General features: G+C 36.4%; 18 protein-coding genes. All 18 read left to right on the top strand.

Going from position 1 to position 20,636, the window contains the following annotated elements; translation table 11 throughout:
* The 18 genes from dapA to OWO01_RS05335 all read left to right on the top strand — a co-directional run bounded on the left by dapA (position 1) and on the right by OWO01_RS05335 (position 20,277).
* Entirely contained in the window at positions 1–864 is an 864-nt protein-coding gene (dapA, locus tag OWO01_RS05250; protein WP_268779384.1) for a 4-hydroxy-tetrahydrodipicolinate synthase, read from the top strand.
* Positions 865–1,434: 570 nt separating this feature from the next.
* The gene (locus OWO01_RS05255; RefSeq protein WP_268779385.1) at positions 1,435–2,163 is read left to right on the top strand and encodes a ClpP family protease; all 729 of its coding nucleotides are present in this window, start codon (positions 1,435–1,437) and stop codon (positions 2,161–2,163) included.
* Positions 2,160–2,357, top strand: a complete 198-nt coding sequence (locus OWO01_RS05260; RefSeq protein WP_268779386.1) for a YlzJ-like family protein — start codon at positions 2,160–2,162, stop codon at positions 2,355–2,357. The genes OWO01_RS05255 and OWO01_RS05260 overlap by 4 nt, the downstream gene beginning before the upstream one ends.
* Before the next feature lie 117 nt (positions 2,358–2,474).
* On the top strand, positions 2,475–4,772 hold the full coding sequence (locus OWO01_RS05265; RefSeq protein ID WP_268779387.1) for an FtsK/SpoIIIE family DNA translocase: 2,298 nt from the start codon (positions 2,475–2,477) through the stop codon (positions 4,770–4,772).
* A gap of 520 nt (positions 4,773–5,292) precedes the next feature.
* A complete protein-coding gene (gene yfmF, locus OWO01_RS05270) occupies positions 5,293–6,591 on the top strand; it encodes an EF-P 5-aminopentanol modification-associated protein YfmF (RefSeq protein ID WP_268779388.1) in 1,299 nt (432 codons plus the stop codon).
* Positions 6,572–7,861, top strand: coding sequence for an EF-P 5-aminopentanol modification-associated protein YfmH (gene yfmH, locus OWO01_RS05275; protein WP_268779389.1), 1,290 nt, complete (start codon positions 6,572–6,574; stop codon positions 7,859–7,861). The genes yfmF and yfmH overlap by 20 nt, the downstream gene beginning before the upstream one ends.
* A complete protein-coding gene (gene ymfI / locus OWO01_RS05280; protein WP_268779390.1) occupies positions 7,862–8,578 on the top strand; it encodes an elongation factor P 5-aminopentanone reductase in 717 nt (238 codons plus the stop codon). It begins immediately after the preceding gene.
* Between the two features lie 272 nt (positions 8,579–8,850).
* Positions 8,851–9,750, top strand: coding sequence for a helix-turn-helix domain-containing protein (locus OWO01_RS05285; RefSeq protein WP_268779391.1), 900 nt, complete (start codon positions 8,851–8,853; stop codon positions 9,748–9,750).
* 151 nt (positions 9,751–9,901) lie between these two features.
* Positions 9,902–10,480 carry a CDP-diacylglycerol--glycerol-3-phosphate 3-phosphatidyltransferase gene (gene pgsA / locus OWO01_RS05290; protein WP_268779392.1) on the top strand — a complete coding sequence of 193 codons (579 nt, stop codon included), beginning with the start codon at positions 9,902–9,904 and terminating at the stop codon, positions 10,478–10,480.
* The gene (locus OWO01_RS05295) at positions 10,477–11,733 is read left to right on the top strand and encodes a competence/damage-inducible protein A (protein WP_268779393.1); all 1,257 of its coding nucleotides are present in this window, start codon (positions 10,477–10,479) and stop codon (positions 11,731–11,733) included. The genes pgsA and OWO01_RS05295 overlap by 4 nt, the downstream gene beginning before the upstream one ends.
* A 180-nt stretch (positions 11,734–11,913) precedes the next feature.
* Entirely contained in the window at positions 11,914–12,939 is a 1,026-nt protein-coding gene (recA, locus tag OWO01_RS05300) for a recombinase RecA (protein WP_268779394.1), read from the top strand.
* 297 nt (positions 12,940–13,236) lie between these two features.
* Positions 13,237–14,799, top strand: coding sequence for a ribonuclease Y (gene rny, locus OWO01_RS05305; protein ID WP_268779443.1), 1,563 nt, complete (start codon positions 13,237–13,239; stop codon positions 14,797–14,799).
* Between the two features lie 97 nt (positions 14,800–14,896).
* The gene (locus OWO01_RS05310) at positions 14,897–15,694 is read left to right on the top strand and encodes a TIGR00282 family metallophosphoesterase (RefSeq protein ID WP_268779395.1); all 798 of its coding nucleotides are present in this window, start codon (positions 14,897–14,899) and stop codon (positions 15,692–15,694) included.
* 303 nt (positions 15,695–15,997) lie between these two features.
* Positions 15,998–16,258: a stage V sporulation protein S gene (locus OWO01_RS05315; RefSeq protein ID WP_268779396.1), complete on the top strand. Its 261-nt coding sequence runs from the start codon at positions 15,998–16,000 to the stop codon at positions 16,256–16,258.
* Positions 16,259–16,331: 73 nt separating this feature from the next.
* Positions 16,332–17,258: a dipeptidase gene (locus OWO01_RS05320; protein ID WP_268779397.1), complete on the top strand. Its 927-nt coding sequence runs from the start codon at positions 16,332–16,334 to the stop codon at positions 17,256–17,258.
* A gap of 246 nt (positions 17,259–17,504) precedes the next feature.
* On the top strand, positions 17,505–19,079 hold the full coding sequence (gene miaB / locus OWO01_RS05325) for a tRNA (N6-isopentenyl adenosine(37)-C2)-methylthiotransferase MiaB (protein WP_268779398.1): 1,575 nt from the start codon (positions 17,505–17,507) through the stop codon (positions 19,077–19,079).
* On the top strand, positions 19,080–19,439 hold the full coding sequence (locus tag OWO01_RS05330; protein WP_268779399.1) for a YlbF/YmcA family competence regulator: 360 nt from the start codon (positions 19,080–19,082) through the stop codon (positions 19,437–19,439). It abuts the gene before it with no gap.
* A 268-nt stretch (positions 19,440–19,707) separates the two neighbouring features.
* Positions 19,708–20,277, top strand: coding sequence for an outer spore coat protein CotE (locus OWO01_RS05335; RefSeq protein ID WP_268779400.1), 570 nt, complete (start codon positions 19,708–19,710; stop codon positions 20,275–20,277).
* The last annotated feature ends 359 nt before the right edge of the window (positions 20,278–20,636 follow it).

Raw genomic sequence — 20,636 nt, forward strand, 5'->3', positions numbered from 1 at the left:
GTGAATTTCGGAAAGCTGTTAACAGCTATGGTTACCCCATTTAATGAACAAAACAAAGTTGATTATGATAAAGTAACCGAGTTAATTGAGTATTTAATTGATCAAGATTCTGATGGTCTAATTATCGCAGGAACAACAGGTGAATCACCAACACTGACAAATGAAGAAAAAGTACAACTGTTCAAACATACAGTAAAAGTGGTGAATGGACGCGTTCCAATCATTGCAGGTACGGGATCAAATAATACAAAGAATTCGATCGCGTTAACGAAAGAAGCAGAAGAAGCGGGTGTTGATGCGCTTTTGCTTGTTACTCCATATTATAATAAACCCAATCAAGCAGGATTGTATCAACATTTCTTAGCGTTAGCAGAGTCTACTTCATTACCAATTATGTTGTACAATATTCCAGGCCGAACAATGGTGCATTTGACAGTGGAAACCATTGTTGCGTTATCTAAAATAGATAATATTGTTTCTGTTAAAGAATCTAGTGGTAATTTAGATGCCATTTCTCAGATTATTGAACAAACAGATGATAGCTTCACGGTTTATAGTGGCGATGACAGCTTAACATTGCCGTTAAAATCAATTGGAGCAGATGGGGTAGTATCTGTTTCTTCTCATATTGTTGGGAAAGAGATGAAGCAAATGTTAAATGCGTATGATGAGGGGAACGTAAAAGAAGCGGCAGCGATCCATCGTCGCTTATTACCAATTATGCGAGGGTTATTTATGGCCCCATCACCCGCTCCAGTGAAAGCTGCACTGCGTATGAAAGGAATAGAAACCGGAAGTGTACGCTTGCCATTAGTTAATTTAAATGAAATGGAAGAGAAAATTATACAAGAATTATTAAAATAAAGCAAAGGACGGTTAAATAGCGTTTGTGAGTAAAAACTCACCAGCGCTATTTTTTTTAATTGAATATAGAAAAACACTTAGTAAATACATAAAACAAAGTATTTATGTATTTACTGTGAATTAACGAATCTTGGTGTATGTGGACGATTTGGCGAGGTTGCAGGACTTTTTAGGGTTTAACCTATGTGAAAGTGGTCGTTTCGACGAGGTTAGCACCATTTTTCACCCTGAACCTAGACAAGATTAGTCATCTTGACGAGGTTAAGTGCATTTTTCACCCTCAACCTAGGCAAGATCAGTCATCTTGATGAGGTTAGAGCTATTTTTCACTCTGAACCTAGACGAAAAACTGCCTTAGAGAAGTTACAGTATTTTTTAATCCTCCATCCTCACGTGAACTTCGTTAAAGTTATGAAGTTAAATCATCCACATTGTTTCCGTCATAAGCGAATATTGAAGAATAGCGATATTGAGAAAGCACAAACCTGTCTGCATTATTTGAGATTGTTTTTTGTTCGTATTTTCCTTATATTATCGCTCATACTAGTGAGAGGAGAAAGGAGCGAAAAAATGACAAATACAGAAAAAAGTAAAGGTCAGAATCAGAATAATGAAGAAAAAGCAACATTAGTAGATCGTATTCAACAGTTAGGACAAAGTAACATCCCTACTGCACCTGATTCGAACATTCATGTATTAACAATCATTGGACAAGTAGAGGGGCATATGCAATTACCGCCACAAAACAAAACAACAAAGTATGAACATTTATTGCCACAATTGATTGCAATTGAACAAAATCCAAAAATCGAAGGGCTAATTGTTCTATTAAACACGGTAGGTGGTGACGTGGAGGCAGGTTTAGCGCTTGCTGAAATGATCGCATCTTTATCAAAACCAACCGTTTCTGTTGTTTTAGGTGGCGGACATTCTATCGGTGTACCAATTGCATGTGCAGTTGATTACTCCTTTATAGTACCTTCTGCAACGATGACAATACATCCAGTTCGTTTAACAGGATTAGTCATCGGTGTGCCTCAAACGTTTGAGTATTTAGACAAAATGCAAGAGCGTGTGATCCAGTTCATTACTAATCATTCGAATGTATCCAATGATAAACTGAAAGAACTGATGTTTGAAAAAGGAAACTTAACAAGAGATATTGGGACAAATGTAGTCGGCAATGATGCGGTTGACTGCGGGTTGATTGATGCAGTAGGCGGTGTGAAGGATGCACTAGAAAAAATTAATTCTCTAATCAGCGAAAGAAATAATCCAGAAGAAGTTGTCTTGCAATGATACATTACACACCATTACATCAACAAGAGATTTTCCCAATTGACCAAGAAGTATATCAAAATCAAGTAATGATCAAGCAAGGGAACAGTGTATATTATTTTGATCGATTAAATGAACAAGATTATCGAGTGGCCCAAATTATCTCTACCAATCCTTATGATTATATGCAGCATGATCATATAGATATGCTATAATAGAGACAAAGTAATTGAATGAAGCAACATAGGTATAAACGAAAGGTAAATCCTTGTCGATATGGCTAGGATTTACCTTTACCTATTCATTGCTTTTTTGACTGGAGGAAAATGTTCATGGCAAAAAAGAAAGCAAAGAAAAAAACAAATACAAATAAATTGAAAGAACAATTAAAGTTTGAACTTTTAGGGATTCTATGTATTCTCCTCGCTGTGTTTGGTAGTGGAGCTGCTGCAATTAGTGATGGCTTGATACCTGTATGGCTAGAGAATATTTTCCGATTCTTTTTTGGTGGTTGGTATATGATCGCCTCCCTATCATTCCTTTCTATTGGTATCTATTTATTAATAAAAAGAAAACTACCTAATTTATATACTCGAAAAATTATTGGATTGTTCATTATTTTTTTTGGCATCTTATTATTCACTCATATTCAAAGCTATCAATCTATTATTGAAACAAGACAAGAAAACATCTCCATCATTCGGGAAACGTTTTCTAATTATCTTGGTTATGTAAATGGAAATGTTGATGCCGTCTATTTAGGTGGAGGAATGATCGGGGCATTATTATTTGCATTTAGTTACATATTATTTTCTGAAACAGGTGCACGAATTGTTGCAATTTTTGCTGTTATTATTGGTTTATTGTTTGTAACCAATTTTTCTCTTGGTACATTTCTTGAAAAAAGATGGGGACAAACAAAAAAATCACTCAGTGAAAAAATGAAAAATTGGAAGCAATCGCGTCGTGAAAAACAATTGAAAAAGAGAGAACAAAAAGAGATAGACATTGAACAAGAAGCAGTAACGCTAGATGTAGAACCTGTGATAGAAGAATTTACTGAAATTGCATATGCAGAAGAACCTGAAGTTATTGAACAAAAAGATAACGATACTGAGAAAACGGTTCCTGCCAAGGAAGAGATGAATGCGTCAGCGGATAATGAAGAGCCAATGGAAGTTGAAGTCGCTCCAATGACAGCGATGGAAAATGTTGATTATGTCTTACCATCAATAAACTTATTACGTGAGCCTGCAAATAAGAAGCAGCAACAAGAAAGAGGCCTGATTCAGGCGACTGTTAGAAAGTTAGAACGTACTTTTCAAAGTTTTGGAGTAAAAGCAAAGGTAACACGTGTCCATGTCGGACCGGCAGTTACGAAATATGAAGTATATCCAGAAGCGGGGGTTAAGGTTAGTAAAATTGTTAATCTACACGATGATTTAGCACTTGCTTTAGCAGCGAAGGATATACGTATTGAAGCACCGATTCCCGGAAAATCCGCCATTGGTATAGAAGTTCCTAACAGTGAAGTCTCTATGGTTTCATTGAGGGAAGTATTAGAAACAAAACAAGCCCAGAATGGCTCGATCTTATCGTTTGTTTTAGGAAGAGACATTTCAGGAGACGCTGTAGTCGCCGAATTAAATAAGATGCCACACTTACTAGTTGCTGGGGCCACTGGTAGTGGGAAAAGTGTATGTATCAATGGGATTATTACGAGCATCTTAATGCGTGCGAAACCGCATGAAGTAAAGATGATGATGATTGACCCGAAGAAGGTAGAGCTGAACATATACAACGGAATTCCACATTTGCTTGCTCCAGTTGTAACTGACGCTAAGAAAGCTTCACAAGCATTAAAGAAAGTTGTTGCTGAAATGGAGCGCAGGTATGAATTGTTTTCAGATACCGCTAACCGGAACATTGAAGGTTACAATAGCTATATTAAAAGACATAATCAGACGGTATCAGAAGAAGAAGCACAGCCGTTATTGCCATATATTGTTGTTTTAGTAGATGAATTGGCCGATTTAATGATGGTTGCATCTAAAGAAGTAGAAGATGCAATTACTCGACTTGCACAAATGGCACGTGCAGCTGGAATACATCTAATCATTGCAACCCAAAGACCATCTGTAGATGTTATTACTGGAGTCATTAAAGCAAATATTCCTTCACGTATTGCCTTTAGTGTATCGTCTCAAACGGATTCAAGAACGATCTTAGATTCAGGAGGAGCAGAGAAATTACTTGGTAGAGGGGATATGCTTTTTATTCCAGTAGGATCTTCAAAACCAACACGTATTCAAGGTGCTTTTTTATCTGATGAAGAAGTAGAAGAGATTGTCGATCATTGTATTGAACAACAAAAGGCTCATTATCAAGACGAAATGATTCCCGAAGAAGTTGAGGTTAAAGATGAAAAGCCTGAAGATGAATTGTTTGATGATGCGGTTCAGATGATTATTGAAATGCAAAGTGCGAGTGTGTCTATGTTACAACGACGCTTTCGAATTGGTTATACGAGAGCAGCTAGATTAATTGATATGATGGAGGATCGTGGTATTGTAGGACCATATGAAGGATCAAAACCTCGTACGGTTTTAGTTACCGAGTATCCCGATTAAGAGTAATCGCTAGGAAAAAAGCTTACAAACACGACTTTTATTAAATCTGAAGTCGTGTTTTTTGTTTGCATGATAAGCAGAGACAATTTAATCTCTCTTAGTTTTTCTAACTACCTTTGTAGAAGGAATTCAATGATACAGCATAGGTCATTCAACTACTCAAAAGCGAATGAAACACAAAAAACAGGGTAATTTACTGGATAAAGTTATCATTAAATAATATTGCTCATCAAGTTTATGTTGGAGCAGCCGTCTGTAAGAATGCTACTTCAAATAAGAAGAAAAATGATGCTAGTTTAAGCGAGAGTAATCGACGGTGCTCACCCAAAAGAATTCAAGTCAGTATAGGTCTAAGCCCCAAAAAGCAAATGGGAAGCTCCTGATCTTAAAGGAAACAAAAAAAAATATACAGAAAGAGGTCTGGTAATTGTTACCGAACTATTTTTCCTGTAAAATATATTGTTGGAGTCATAGATGGGCAATCTAAATAGATGAAGCGTGAATAAAAGGAGGAGTTTAAATGTTACAAGTAAATGAACATACGATAATGAAAAATGGATATCGTTTGCATATTATCAATAGTAAAAAATTTAAGACGATTCATTTTACAGCAAAATTACGAACGAATTTAGATCGCGAAGCAATTACTAAGCGAGCGTTATTGCCTTTTGTTTTACAGCAAGGCACGGAAAAATATCCAAGTTCGAATTTGTTCCGACGGGCACTAGATGAGCTATATGGCTCAGTGATGTCTATTGATGGTGCAAAAAAAGGGGATCATCATATTCTGAGTATCCGTATGGAGGTCGCAAACCAAGCATATTTAACCACAGAGAAAAATATTTTAGCAGAAGGAATCCAATTTTTAAAGGAAGTTATTTTTCAACCTAAAACGGTGAATGGAAGCTTTGATCCAAAGGTTGTTGAACGTGAAAAGCAAACATTAGCTCAAAAGATTGCTTCGATAATTGATGATAAAATGAGCTATGCAAATATGCGATTAATCGATGAGATGTGTGAACAAGAGTCTTATCGTTTCCATGTGCATGGTTATCCGGAAGATTTACCAGGTATTGATGCCGAAAATTTATTCGAATATTACCAAAACTGTTTGAAGCATGATGAAATGGATCTTTATTTACTTGGAGATTTTGAGGGGATGGATGTTGAGTCTCTGGTAGCAGATCATTTTGATCGTACACCGCCATCACCAATCCCATCGAATGAACGGCTGTTGAAACCAGTTCATGAATCGAAAGAAATTATTGAAGAACAAATGGTGCAACAAGGGAAGTTGCATCTAGGATTCCGAACAAATATCACCTTTGCTGACGCGGACTATCCAGCATTACAAATATTTAATGCAATTTTCGGTGGTTTCCCTAGTTCAAAATTGTTTATTAACGTACGAGAAAAAAATAGTTTGGCTTATTATGCGACATCACGATTTGAGAGTCATAAAGGCTTATTATTTGTGTTTAGTGGGATTGATCCAAAGGAATATCGGAAAGCAAAGCAGATCATTTTAGAACAAGTAGAAGCAATGCAAACTGGTGATTTTACAGAAGAGCAAATCACGGAAGCAAAAAAACTCGTTCAAAATCAATACAAAGAGACATTGGATGATCCATTCGGAATAATTGAAGTATTATTTAATCAAACATTAGCAGATACAAATCGCACAATTGAAGAATTTTTTGGACAACTAAATCAAACGACAAAAGAAGAGTTAATTGCTGTAGCTAACAAATTAGAACTAGATACAGTTTACTTTTTAACGGCACAAGGAGGTAAAACAGATGGCGAAAAAACATTATGAGCAACTAAAAGAAACAGTATACAGTGAAACGTTACCGAACGGATTACGCGTTTTGTTAATGCCAAAACCTGAAATGACCCAAACGTTTGGGATTTTCACAACAGATTATGGTTCCATTGATCAATCTTTTGTCCCTATTAATGAAAAAGATCTTATTACCGTACCTGATGGTATCGCACATTTTCTAGAACATAAATTGTTTGAAAAAGAAGATCATGATGTGTTTCAATTCTTTACACAACGCGGTGCTTCTGCCAATGCTTACACGTCGTTTACGAAAACTGCCTATTTATTTACGGCAACATCAGACATAGCTGAAAATGCTACAACCTTATTAGATTTTGTTCAAGACCCCTATTTTTCTGATGCCTCTGTTGAAAAAGAAAAGGGTATTATTGCACAAGAAATTCAAATGTATGATGATCAACCAGATTGGCGTGCATTTTTTGGTGTAATTGATGCACTATATCATCATCATCCCGTTCAAATTGATATTGCGGGTACAGTTGAGTCGATACAGGCTATATCGAAAGAAGATTTGTATACTTGTTACCATACTTTTTATCATCCAAGCAATATGATCTTCACGTTGACTGGAAACTTCGATCCAGATGAAATGATGGAACTTATACGTAAAAATCAAGCAGAGAAAAATTTTGAAAAAGTAGAAACGATTAAACGCGATCTTCCCGTTGAACCAACTACTGTGAACAAAAAAAATGCTTCCATTGAAATGCCAGTGTCTATTTCTAAATGTATGATTGGGATTAAAGAAGAACAGGTAAAAATCACGGACACATTTATGGCTGAAGAACTGATGGCAGATATGTTGTTGGATTATTTTTATTCGAAGAGTGGAGAATACTACCAAGAATTGTATGATGGTGATCTTATTGATGCAAAATTTGGATTTGAGTCACATCGTCAAAAGAATTTTGCTTTTTCTATTATAGGTGGCAATACGAATAAGCCAGATGTATTTGCAGAAAAGATAAAACAACAATTAGCAAGTTGGAAAACATATCAATTAACAGATGAAGCTTTTTTACGCATGAAAAAGAAGAAAATTGGGGAAGTACTAAGAGAGATGAACAGTATGTCTGATGTTGCGAATCAGCTTACGCATTATGAGATGATAGGTTTCGATTTCTTTGACCTTTTACCAACCCTTGAAAAATTAACAAAAGATCAAGTAAATCAATTTCTGAATCACTGGATTATCGAAGAAAATATCGCAGTATTTCAAGTGAATCCAAGTGAGCAAAAATAAATGAAGAAGCATTGTCTAGTCATTGGTGCTAGTGGAGCGATCGGTTTAGCAGCTACAAAAGCATTAGCTCAACAGGGCTACACGCTATCGCTTCACTATCATAAAAATAAAAGCGCGATCGAACAATTGATAGTAGATTTACCCAACGATTCTGTATTAGAAGTGATTCAAGCAGATTTAAGAAATCAACCTGGAATTCAATTTCTAATTGATTCTATCGCTTTTTCGCCTTCTGATCTCTTATTTGCTCAAGGGCAAGAGAGTTATGGGGTGTTTCACGAAACAAATGAGAAAATAATGGATGAACTTTTTTCTGTACATGTTAAAGCAACGTGGCTCATTACTTCTGCATTATTACCTACAATGCTTAGGGAAAGAAAAGGAAATATTGTTGTGATTTCGTCTATTTGGGGTGATCGGGGTGCCAGTTATGAGGTCGTATATTCGTCTGTTAAATCGGCTCAAAACGGTTTTGTTAAAGCACTCGCACAAGAGGTTGCTGCTAATAACATTCGGGTAAATGCTATTAGCCCTGGTTTTATCGATACTCGAATGAATCAGCATGTAACGGGTGAGGATAAAGATAATATCATAGCAGATATTCCTGCGAATCGATTGGGAACACCTGAAGAAGTAGGTGAACTCGTAGTATTCCTTCTCAACGAGAAATCTTCCTATATCAATGGAGAAAACATCAAAATCTCCGGTGGATGGTAATAATTTTTAGAATATGTAAAGCGAATTGTATGGAACAAGCAGTTCTACTTAACGCATGCTTACCTGAGTTTATCCCAAATGATTACAATCATTCTGTTTTCACTATAAATAATCTGCAAGGCTTTATAGAGATTGATTTATTTTCCGGTAAAAAAACTTACCAAATAATCTATTATTTCCTTTTATAATCACCAGAAATCATTTATTATAGAAATAGTACGGTTAATAACCCAAAGTTCAGTCTTCGATTATATCAATGGATGGTGTTTATAATGCAAATTGGAGAAAGACTAAAAGAAGCCCGATTGGAAAAAGGACTAACTTTAGAAGAAATACAAAAAAAGACGAAAATTCAAACAAGACATCTTCAGGCAATCGAAAAAGGTGATTTTTCGTTAATGCCTGGAAGTTTTTATACAAGAGCTTTTATTAAAGAATATGCTTTAGCAGTTGGACTAAATCCGGAAGAATTATTTAATGAATTTAAAGATGAAGTACCGCCACCGGTAGAGGAAAGTTCCATCCAATATGTTCAAAGAAGTCGAAGAAATAGTTCGACCAAAAAAAATTCGCCATTTGTATCCTTGTTGCCAACCATTTTTGTGTTTATCTTAATTCTTGGTGTTGCTTTTGTTATTTGGTTAACATTTTTACCAAATGAAGACGAAGGTCAAGACACTGGGAATGATGTGGGAACGGAACAACCTGCTGGTGACCAGGTCAACTTACCACCAGATTCAGACGAATCCGACGGTGACGATGACGATACTGAATCAGATCAGCCGGAAGAGAACGAAGAGGATGAAGAACCTGAAACTGACGAACAAGAGGAAATAGAGGCTTCTTTAACATTGGTTGAATACAACGACAATGAATCCAACTATGAATTTATAACAAATGATGAAGAAATCCAATTAGTAATCGAAACTACCGGAAGAAACTGGTTGGAAGTGGAGGGTGAAGCAGGCAATAGCCTTTATTATGGTACCCTTGAATCAAGTGCCTCCCCTTTAGAAATTGATGTAAGTGAATTTGAACAAGTCTATCTACGCTTTGGTGAACCTGGGATTATTTCTATTTACATCAATGACATTGAAGTTGAATTAGCTGAAGAAATTAGTCCTAGTGCTGTTCAAAGAGTTTGGATCACGTTGTTGGAAACAGAAGAATAATGCTAAAGCCCTTTTCACGATCGTGAGAAGGGTTTCTGTTGTAGTAACAACCTTTTACACAATAAGTGATAGATATGGAAAACCAAAATTTAACCCGTAATACATAGTAAGCCATTTAGGGAAACACGTCTTTGAAAGGATGGATGGAAGAATGAATATACCAAATCGAATAACTTTATCGAGGATTTTTTTAATTCCTGTTTTCATTTTATTACTAACTTTACCACTGGATTGGGGGTTCTGGGCAATAGGTACAACAGAGCTTCCGGTTGTGGATTTTGTTGCAGCCATGATTTTTATTTTTGCATCAGGAACAGACTGGGTGGATGGTTACTACGCGCGAAAGCATAATTTAGTGACCAATTTAGGGAAATTTCTTGATCCTATGGCAGATAAATTATTGGTAGCAGCGGCCTTCATTTTATTGATTGAAATGAATTTAGCTCCTGCATGGATTGTTATTTTAATTATTAGTCGGGAATTTGCAGTTACTGGACTACGGTTAGTAGCAGCAGGCGAAGGAATTGTACTTGCAGCAGGTAAAATGGGTAAATGGAAGACTACTTTTCAATTAGTATCGATTGCACTTTTATTGTTGCATGATTTTCCATTTTCTTATATCGGTTTTCCTGCTGGTAAGATTACTTTATACATCGCATTAATTTTAACAGTTGTCTCTGGGATTGATTATTTTGTAAAAAACTGGCATGTAATGAGGGACTCAAAATGATAAAGAATTTTCAGGCTGAAATAATAGGGGTTGGTACAGAACTATTATTGGGTCAAATATCCAACACGAATGCACAATGGATTTCAGACCAATTAGCAAGAGTAGGTATAAGTGTATATCACCATCAGGTTGTTGGTGATAACCTCACTCGGACTAGAGATGCTTTTGCTTTAGCAGCGAATCGATCTGACATAATCTTTGTCACTGGTGGTCTCGGGCCAACAGATGATGATTTGACGCGAGAAGCGTTACAGTTATTAACCGGTAAGGAATTAGTAGAAAGTGAAACGGTTCTTGCGACTATTCAAGCTTATTTTTCCAAATCAAATCGTACAATGACAGAAAACAATCGGAAACAAGCGAGAATATTTCCAGATGCTGTTGTGATTCCCAATCATTCAGGAACAGCACCAGGCATGATTGTACCTTATCAAGAAAGCTATTTTATTTTGATGCCAGGTGTCCCTAATGAGATGAAAAAAATGATGGAAGATTCTGTGCTTCCTTATTTAGGAGAGAATTTCGCACTAAAAGACGTTATAAAATCAAAAATGATGCGCTTTATTGGTATCGGTGAATCACAATTAGAAACCCTTGTTAGAGAATTAATTGATAAGCAGAACAATCCAACTATTGCGCCCTTGGCAACGGATGGAGAAGTTGCTCTCCGAATCACCGCGAAAGCAAACACAAATCTGTTAGCAGATCAGTTAATTGAACAGACAGAAAATGAGCTTAAAGATATTGTTGGTGATTACTATTACGGAGCAGATCAAATGACCATTAACGAGGCCGTTTGTAGCTTATTAAAAACACAAGGCTTGACCCTTTCTGCAGCAGAAAGTTTAACTGGTGGGAAATTCGCTGATGCGATTGTTTCTATACCGGGTGCTAGTACAGTGTTTGAAGGGAGTATTGTAAGTTATACACCAAATGCTAAGCAGAGCGTTTTAGGTGTTTCTAACAAAACGATTGAAGATTTTGGCGTAGTTAGTGAATGGTGTGCATTGGAAATGGCTAAACAAGCAAAATCTAAATTTGATACGGATATTGGGATTAGTTTTACTGGAGTAGCAGGGCCTGATTCATTAGAAAATAACCAGGTTGGCACAGTATATATAAGCATGTATCAAACAGAATCCAATCATGTAACCAAGTGTTTTCATTTTTCGAAGAACAGAGAAATGATAAGAGAACGTTCCGTAAAAAAAGGTTTAGAGCTTCTTTACAATTGGTTAAAAAAAATACAATAATTTAAAATTAATTTTTAACAATGTTTTTACAAGTGAAAAGTGATTTTCACTAGAGATAAATAGGAATATTCAACTAATATTACCAGTGGAAAAATCGGGAACATTCATTCGCTTTTTGCTTGTTAAAATGTCAAAAACAAGTTATGATAGTATTAGTTGAATTAATGAGGAGGAAATCAAGTGAGTGATCGCAAACAAGCCTTAGATATGGCATTAAAATCAATAGAAAAGCAGTTTGGTAAAGGTTCAATCATGAAGTTAGGGGAACGAGCAGAGCAAAAAGTGGCTACTGTTTCTAGTGGTTCATTAGCATTGGATGTTGCGTTAGGAGTCGGAGGGTATCCAAGAGGACGTGTTATTGAAATTTACGGTCCTGAATCTTCAGGTAAAACAACTGTTTCTCTTCATGCAATTGCTGAATCGCAAAAACAAGGAGGGCAAGCAGCATTTATCGATGCAGAGCATGCACTTGATCCTGTTTATGCTAGAAACTTAGGAGTTAATGTAGATGAACTTTTGCTTTCCCAACCAGATACCGGTGAGCAAGCGTTAGAAATTGCCGAAGCATTAGTTCGTAGTGGTGCAGTAGATATTGTTGTTATTGACTCAGTCGCTGCTCTGGTACCAAAAGCAGAAATTGAAGGAGAAATGGGAGATTCTCATGTCGGTCTCCAAGCTCGCTTAATGTCACAAGCACTAAGAAAGCTTTCCGGAGCGATAAACAAATCAAAAACAACTGCTATTTTCATTAATCAAATTCGTGAAAAAGTTGGGGTAATGTTTGGAAGTCCAGAAACAACTCCTGGGGGTCGAGCGCTTAAATTCTATTCTTCTGTTCGTTTGGATGTACGTAGAGCAGAAACTATTAAACAAGGAAATGATATGGTAGGGAATAGAACAAGAATCAAAGTGGTAAAGAATAAAGTAGCTCCTCCATTTAAACAAGCAGAAGTTGATATTATGTACGGAGAAGGGATATCTAGAGAAGGGGAACTATTAGATATTGCTTCTGATTTAGATATTGTGTTAAAAAGTGGTGCTTGGTATTCTTATAATGAGGAACGTCTTGGTCAAGGACGAGAAAATTCTAAACAATTTTTAAAGGAAAACCCTGCAATTGCTGAAAATATTTATCAAGCAGTTCGGAAGCATTATAATATGGATATCGAAGAACCGGTAATGGAAGAGTTAATTGAAGATAAATAATCTAGTTACCTAGATTAAATGAATACCCATGTCGTATTTGATATATTTTGTAAGCTATTTAAGAACAATGTTTATTTTTGTTCTTAAATAGCTTTTTATTTAGAAAAGTAACGAATAGTCGTTCATGTTTTCTTGACATTAGATAAACACAAGATTAAAATTGATATAGTATAATTTTTTGATTATTAAATTATACAATATGATTATTGATACATTCATAAGGTAGATTGTACATGCCGACTAAAAAAGAGTTTTTGAAACAAATTTATAGCAAGAGGAGGTGAAACCATGAACGTAATGGATTATTTACTCATCATCATCTCCAGTTTGCTTACCCTTATCGTCGGTATTGTTGTTGGCTATTGGATTCGTAAATCTATTGCAGAAAAGAAAATTTCTAGTGCAGAAGAACTGGCAAAGCAAATCGTAGAAGAAGGTCGTCGTAATGCCGAAGTAGCTAAGAAAGAAGCCCTACTAGAAGCAAAAGATGAAAATCACAAAATTCGTCAGCAAGTAGACCAAGACCTTCGAGAGCGACGATTAGAAATTCAGAAACAAGAAAATCGTCTGATGCAAAAAGAAGAGAATCTTGATCGGAAAGATGAAACGTTAGATAAGCGTGAGCTTGTTATGGAAAAGAAAGAAAGCTCATTATCTGAAAAACAACAACAAATTGAAGAAATGGAAAGCAAAGTGGAAGCTATGTTGAGTGATCAGCAAGCTGAGCTAGAGCGCATTTCTGGTTATACAACTGACCAAGCAAAACAGGTTATTCTGGAACGTGTGGAGAAAGAAGTTAATCATGAAGCAGCACTCATAATTAAGGAATCAGAAAATCGTTCGAAAGAAGAAGCAGATAAGAAAGCGAAGGAAATTTTATCTTTAGCTATGCAACGTTGTGCAGCAGATCATGTTGCCGAAACAACCGTATCTGTTGTCAACTTACCGAATGATGAGATGAAAGGACGAATTATTGGTCGAGAAGGTCGTAATATTCGTACTTTAGAAACATTAACTGGTATTGATTTAATTATTGATGATACTCCAGAAGCAGTAATTTTATCTGGTTTTGATCCAATTCGAAGAGAAACAGCTCGAATCGCACTGGAAAAATTAGTGCAAGATGGCCGTATTCACCCTGCTCGGATTGAGGAAATGGTTGATAAGTCTAGACGCGAAGTGGATGAATATATTCGAGAAGTTGGAGAACAAACAACCTTTGAAGTTGGTGTACACGGTCTCCATCCAGATCTAATTAAAATCTTAGGTCGTCTGAAATATCGTACTAGTTATGGTCAGAATGTATTGAAGCACTCAATGGAAGTGGCGCATTTATCTGGATTACTTGCCGCAGAACTTGGACAAGATGTAACTATTGCTAAGCGCGCAGGTTTACTTCATGATATTGGTAAGGCAATTGATCATGAGGTAGAGGGTAGTCACGTGGAAATAGGGAAAGAATTAGCAATTAAGTATAAAGAAAAAGAAATCGTTGTGAATTCGATTGCTGCTCACCACGGAGATGAAGAGCCAACATCAATTATTGCTGTGCTTGTTGCTGCTGCCGATGCATTATCAGCAGCTCGACCAGGAGCTCGCAGTGAAACGCTAGAGAATTATATTAAACGACTAGAAAAACTAGAAGAGATTTCTGAATCTTATGCTGGTGTAGAGAAGTCGTTCGCTATTCAAGCTGGACGTGAAGTTCGGATCATGGTGAAACCGGATGAAATTGATGATCTTGAATCGGTACGAATTGCAAGAGACATTCGAAAACGCATTGAAGAAGAATTAAATTTCCCGGGACACATAAAAGTAACTGTAATTCGAGAAACAAGAGCAGTTGAATATGCAAAATAAAAAAGAAGTGACCGATAGGTTGCTTCTTTTTGACATTCTTTATATCTTATGTGAAACTTGTTCTACATATACTTTAACAGAGGAAGGTAACAGATAGATGCGATTACTTTTTATTGGAGATGTTGTAGGATCGATGGGTCGTGATCAATTACAACAATACATGCCAAAACTTAAACAGAAATATCAACCACAATTAACCATTGTAAATGGAGAAAATGCAGCTTCTGGTAAAGGAATTACCGAAAAAATTTACAAACAATTTCTTGAATGGGGTGCAGATGTTGTTACGATGGGAAATCACACCTTTGATAAGAAAGAGATTTTTTCATTTATTGATGATGCGAAAAAAATGGTTCGCCCAGCAAACTTTCCAGAAGGTACACCGGGGAAAGGAATTCTTTATGTTAATGTAAATGGAATCGAAGTAGCCATCGTCAATTTACAAGGTCGTACTTTTTTACCCCCATTGGACGATCCTTTTCGATATGCTGATCATTTAGTAGAAGAAGCAAAAAAACGAACAAATGTAATTTTTATTGATTTTCATGCAGAAGCTACAAGTGAAAAACTTGCATTAGCGTGGTATCTTGATGGTCAGATCAGTGCACTAGTCGGTACGCACACCCATGTTCAAACGGCTGATCAAAGGATCTTAGATCAAGGGACTGCTTACATCACAGATGTTGGAATGACAGGACCGTATGACGGGATTATTGGTACAGAGCGAGATGCCGTGATTCGTCGTTTTCTTACTAGTTTACCTGCTCGTTTTGAACCACCAAAAGAAGGGAGGACACAGTTAAGTGGTGTGATTATTGATATTGATGAGAAGACCGGGAAATCAAAGCGTATTGATCGGATTTTAATTAATGATGACCATCCTTTCTTTTCCTAGCCTAGAATACTACCTCCTCGTAGCAGAGGAAACGATAAAAATGTTCAGTGATGAGATAGCCACGTCAAGCTCCGATCACTTAAAACCATGTAATTTCATGAAGCAACCTTCGATAAGTCATCTTTTTTAGTTAGCGAGTTTGCTGTAATTTCTTTATTTTCATTGATTCGCTCCAGTTGCTACGCTTTTAATCGCTCGCCTCACTTTTGTTCTTCGTTCGCGCTCTAATTAAGTGGAATATCTATTAAATTAGAGAATATAGTAAAAGTGGAACGACTTATGATAACCAAGGAGGTAGCAGAAATGGACGTATTAAAAGTTTCAGCCAAATCAAATCCGAATTCAGTAGCAGGTGCATTAGCAAATGTTTTGCGTGAGCGGGGGTCTGCAGAAATTCAAGCGATTGGTGCAGGAGCATTAAATCAATCGGTTAAAGCAGTGGCAATTGCGCGTGGGTTTGTAGCGCCTAGCGGGGTTGATCTCATTTGTATTCCAGCTTTTACAGACATTCTTATTGACGAAGAAGAGCGTACGGCAATTAAATTAATTATTGAACCAAGATAAGTGCTTTCCCCCTGTTTGTTTGTATGCAAACAGGTTTTTTTCTATTATACTTATTTTTAGGGAGGTGACATCGATGGTTATTGATGCTCATTGTGATGTATTACTTAAACTTTGGCAAGATCATGCAGATTTTGAATCTAGTGAACAATTGCAAGTAGATCTGAAAAAATGGAGAAAAAGTCCAGTTAAAGTCCAATGCTTTGCCATTTTTGTTCCGGAAGAAGTTCCGAAAGAAGAGCAATTTGATGTTGCGCTAGAGATGGCTAGACTTTTTCATGAGAAAATCGTTGAGCCTTATCCTGACGTTCAATTTATATCGAATCAACAAGACTTGCATCGGTTAGGTGATGACCAGTTGGGTGCTGTATTAACGTTAGAGGGTTGTCATGTTATCGGAAATGATATAGATAAACTAAAACAATTAATTTCATTAGGTGTACGAGCGGTTGGGCTTACATGGAATCAAGCAAATGCTGTATGTGACGGCATCGGGGAAAAACGTGGAGCTGGGCTCACTCGTTTTGGGGAAGAAGTCATTGACTTACTAAATAAAGAAAGTATTTGGACAGATCTTTCCCATATATCATACCAAGGTTTTTTTGATGCGATCGAACGAGCGAGATACATAATGGCTTCCCATGGGAATGCAATGGAAGTCTATCCTCATCGTCGTAATTTGTCCGATGAACAAATACAAGCATTAGTAAATAGAGATGCATGGTTCGGAATAACATTCGTCCCATATTTTACAAGTGGGAAAAAAATAGTGGAGATTAATGATTTACTGAAGCATATTCAATATTTTATCGATAAAGGTGGAGAGAACTGTTTAGGGTTTGGTTCTGACTTTGATGGCATCTCTGATACCATTGATCGGCTTGAGGATATTGCTGATTACCCAAATTTAATCGAAGAAGTAAACCGATACTTTACAAATGAACAGATTGAAAAAATCTCCTATCGTAATTTTATCGAGAAGTTTCCTAGGTTAGAAAACTAAAAACAAGTCTTTTTCTTACAAAATAGTTGAACTCGTGTTAAAATTGAGAAGGCTTATCCAGTTAACCTTTCTAAGGCTCTATGAAAACGTTAGGGATCAGGAGTTGGTAGTTAATGTAACGGATGTAAGAGCCTTTTTATTTCGATAGACAGTTAGTGTAGCTGGAGTAAACCTAACGTAGGTTCGCTTATAAGGACTAGATTGTTAAATTAGTTGCAAAGCAGTGAAAGGAGCTTAAATAAAGCAATGAACGAGAAACAAAGAAAAGAAGCAAATGAAATCAAGGAATATTCAGCGGACGTAAAATCCGAGTCGAATAACAACTTGAATCGTTTAAAAAATATGGAGTCCGATGAATTAATTGGTAAATATTTTCAATCAACCTATCAACCGCCTAATCTGAAAAAAGCGAAGAAGCGTTTGAAAAAAGATGTGGATATTCATTATGATTTTTCTATTCCTGAAGAAATGAAAGAAATCGGAAAAGATAAGAAATTTCTGATCCGCACTTATGGATGTCAAATGAACGAACATGATACAGAGGTAATGGCCGGCTTGTTGACGGATATGGGTTACCAGATTACAGAAGATACCAAAGAAGCCGATGTTGTTTTATTAAATACTTGTGCGATTCGAGAAAACGCAGAAAATAAAGTATTTGGGGAAATCGGTCACTTAAAACCATTAAAATTAGAAAACCCTGACATGATCATTGGTGTGTGTGGTTGTATGTCCCAAGAAGAATCGGTAGTTAATCGAATTCTACAAAAACACCCGTTCATCGATATGATTTTTGGTACGCATAACATTCACCGTTTGCCAAGCTTATTAAAAGAAGCTATGTTCAGTAAAGCGATGGTCGTTGAAGTGTGGTCCAAAGAAGGAGATATTATCGAAAATTTACCCAAAGTACGTAAAGGTAATATTAAGGCATGGGTAAATATTATGTATGGCTGTGACAAGTTTTGTACGTATTGTATTGTGCCCTATACGCGTGGTAAGGAAAGAAGTCGACTTCCAGAAGATATTATTCAAGAAGTTCGTCATTTAGCAGCACAAGGCTATCAAGAGGTAACCTTGCTTGGTCAAAATGTTAATGCATATGGGAAAGACTTAGAGTTTGATTATGGTTTAGGTGATCTAATGGATGAGATCCGTAAGATCGATATTCCACGTGTTCGATTTACTACCTCACACCCGCGAGATTTTGATGATCGTTTAATTGAAGTGCTTGCGCAAGGTGGAAATTTAGTAGATCATATTCATTTACCTGTACAATCAGGTAGTTCGGAAGTGCTTCGGATTATGGCAAGAAGATATACACGTGAAAGCTATCTAGAGTTAGTTCGTAAAATTCGTGAAGTGATGCCAAATGCAACATTAACCACAGATATTATTGTTGGTTTCCCTAATGAAACGGACGAACAGTTCGAGGAGACGATGACATTAATGCGTGAAGTAGGCTTTGAAAGTGCTTATACCTTTATTTATTCGCCACGAGAGGGTACACCGGCAGCGCGTTGGGAAGATAATATTCCGATGGAAGTGAAGAAAGAAAGGTTGCAACGCTTGAATAAATTGGTGAACGAACAATCTAAGCAAGCAATGGAGAAATACGAAGGAACTATTGTTAATGTTTTGGTTGAAGGGGAAAGTAAGAAAGACCCAGAAGTGCTTTCAGGCTATACAGAACGAAACAAATTAGTTAATTTTCGAGCACCAAAATCTTTTATCGGTAAAATTGTACCGGTGAAAATTACAAATGCAAAAACGTGGTCTTTAGATGGAGAACTTGTTGAAGAAACTTCCGAGGTGTTATAAATGGAAAAATTCTCAAAAGAGGAAATACTTGCTGAGGTTGATCAAGTAGCCGCACAGCTAGCAGAACTTGAAGAAATTCAGCGTTTCAAAGAATTGGAAGCACGTTTGAATGAAAATGATAAAGTAAAGAAGCTAATTGAACAAATAAAAGGGCTACAGAAACAAGCAGTTAATCTTCAAGCCTATGGGAAGCAAGAGGCAGTGAAACAGATTGATGAACAGATTGATCAAGTTCAAGCTGAGATTGATGCAATTCCTATTGTGGAAGAATTTAAAGGAACACAAGTTGTTGTCAATGATTTACTGCAAACGATGGTACAATCCATTACTCAGCAAGTAGCAAAAAAGATTGAACAGTAATAGGTTATTCAAGGTTATTGGAATAAGCTAGCTATAAGGAAACTTCTCGTAAATAACTACATTACGAGGAGTTTTTCTTTTTTTCAAGGCATTCTATTTTTCGTTACAGATCAATGAATTCAATGATTATTTGAAAAATGATGTACCTTTTCTTAGGCAAATGCATACGATGAACTAGAAAATCAATGCAGTTCGATCAAAAATTTACGTGCACTTTGCCTAGATCGTCTGCATAGACTGATTATGTAGAAAGAGGAGGTAACGATCAATGTCTTTTCTTGATCATGAATATCGAGAGATTATTACGAAAGCGGTAATTGGAAAGGGTCGTAAGTTTGTTCAAGACACAAATACCATCAACCCAACTCATAAACCAACGAGTATTTTAGGTTGCTGGATCATTAATCATCTCTATCACGCAAAACGTAAAGGGGAAGAAGTGGTAGAAGTAAGTGGTAGCTATGATGTGAATGTTTGGTATTCGTATAATGATAGTACTAAAACAGAAGTAGTTACCGAGCGTATCACTTATACAGATCCAATCAAATTATCCGTCAAAGATAAGCAAACAATTGGTAATCAAGTAGAAGTGTATGCAAAAGTATTGCAACAACCAAACTGTTTAGAGTGCTCCATTAGCAAGTCTGATCAAAAAATTGTTGCAGAAGTAGAACGTGAATTTTTAGTAGAAGTTATCGGTGACACAAAGGTTGCAGTAAGAGTTGATCCAAGTGGTGTCGAGACTGATGATGACGACGAATGGGACTTTGAATTGACAGATGAAGAACTTGCAGCAAATGTTGACCCAGAGTTTTCATCAAATACTAATGAGGGATAGTACTAGTAAGTACGTCTCAAAATAAGAATAAACCCCACTATAATATTGTGCTTTTCGGACCGAATCATTTTCTGATTCGGTCTTATTTTTTTTGCAAATAAATAATTGCAGATAATACTAGTTTAATTTGATAAAGGTATTCATAAACTTAAAGATAGATGCACAGTAGACACAAACAGTGTGATAAATAATTTAATTTTTTCACTTTAATGAGCTTCACATGAGGATGGAGGCTGAAAAATGGCTCGAACCTCGTCAAGATGCCCAATTTTGCCTAGGTTCAAGGCTAAAAAATGCTACAAACCTCATAGGAACGCTCACTTAAACTTAGAATCGCTACCCCACAGTTTATTCAAACC

The organism is Natronobacillus azotifigens (assembly GCF_026805325.1).
GTDB classification, from domain to species: Bacteria; Bacillota; Bacilli; order Bacillales; family Amphibacillaceae; genus Natronobacillus; species Natronobacillus azotifigens.

Coding starts and splice junctions, on each gene's coding strand:
- OWO01_RS05330 (WP_268779399.1), top strand. CDS start 19,080: ATGGAAAAATTCTCAAAAGAGGAAATACTTGCTGAGGTTGATCAAGTA.
- OWO01_RS05255 (WP_268779385.1), top strand. CDS start 1,435: ATGACAAATACAGAAAAAAGTAAAGGTCAGAATCAGAATAATGAAGAA.
- OWO01_RS05335 (WP_268779400.1), top strand. CDS start 19,708: ATGTCTTTTCTTGATCATGAATATCGAGAGATTATTACGAAAGCGGTA.
- ymfI (WP_268779390.1), top strand. CDS start 7,862: ATGAAGAAGCATTGTCTAGTCATTGGTGCTAGTGGAGCGATCGGTTTA.
- OWO01_RS05285 (WP_268779391.1), top strand. CDS start 8,851: ATGCAAATTGGAGAAAGACTAAAAGAAGCCCGATTGGAAAAAGGACTA.
- OWO01_RS05320 (WP_268779397.1), top strand. CDS start 16,332: ATGGTTATTGATGCTCATTGTGATGTATTACTTAAACTTTGGCAAGAT.
- OWO01_RS05310 (WP_268779395.1), top strand. CDS start 14,897: ATGCGATTACTTTTTATTGGAGATGTTGTAGGATCGATGGGTCGTGAT.
- yfmH (WP_268779389.1), top strand. CDS start 6,572: ATGGCGAAAAAACATTATGAGCAACTAAAAGAAACAGTATACAGTGAA.
- yfmF (WP_268779388.1), top strand. CDS start 5,293: ATGTTACAAGTAAATGAACATACGATAATGAAAAATGGATATCGTTTG.
- OWO01_RS05315 (WP_268779396.1), top strand. CDS start 15,998: ATGGACGTATTAAAAGTTTCAGCCAAATCAAATCCGAATTCAGTAGCA.
- rny (WP_268779443.1), top strand. CDS start 13,237: ATGGATTATTTACTCATCATCATCTCCAGTTTGCTTACCCTTATCGTC.
- OWO01_RS05265 (WP_268779387.1), top strand. CDS start 2,475: ATGGCAAAAAAGAAAGCAAAGAAAAAAACAAATACAAATAAATTGAAA.
- OWO01_RS05295 (WP_268779393.1), top strand. CDS start 10,477: ATGATAAAGAATTTTCAGGCTGAAATAATAGGGGTTGGTACAGAACTA.
- OWO01_RS05260 (WP_268779386.1), top strand. CDS start 2,160: ATGATACATTACACACCATTACATCAACAAGAGATTTTCCCAATTGAC.
- pgsA (WP_268779392.1), top strand. CDS start 9,902: ATGAATATACCAAATCGAATAACTTTATCGAGGATTTTTTTAATTCCT.
- miaB (WP_268779398.1), top strand. CDS start 17,505: ATGAACGAGAAACAAAGAAAAGAAGCAAATGAAATCAAGGAATATTCA.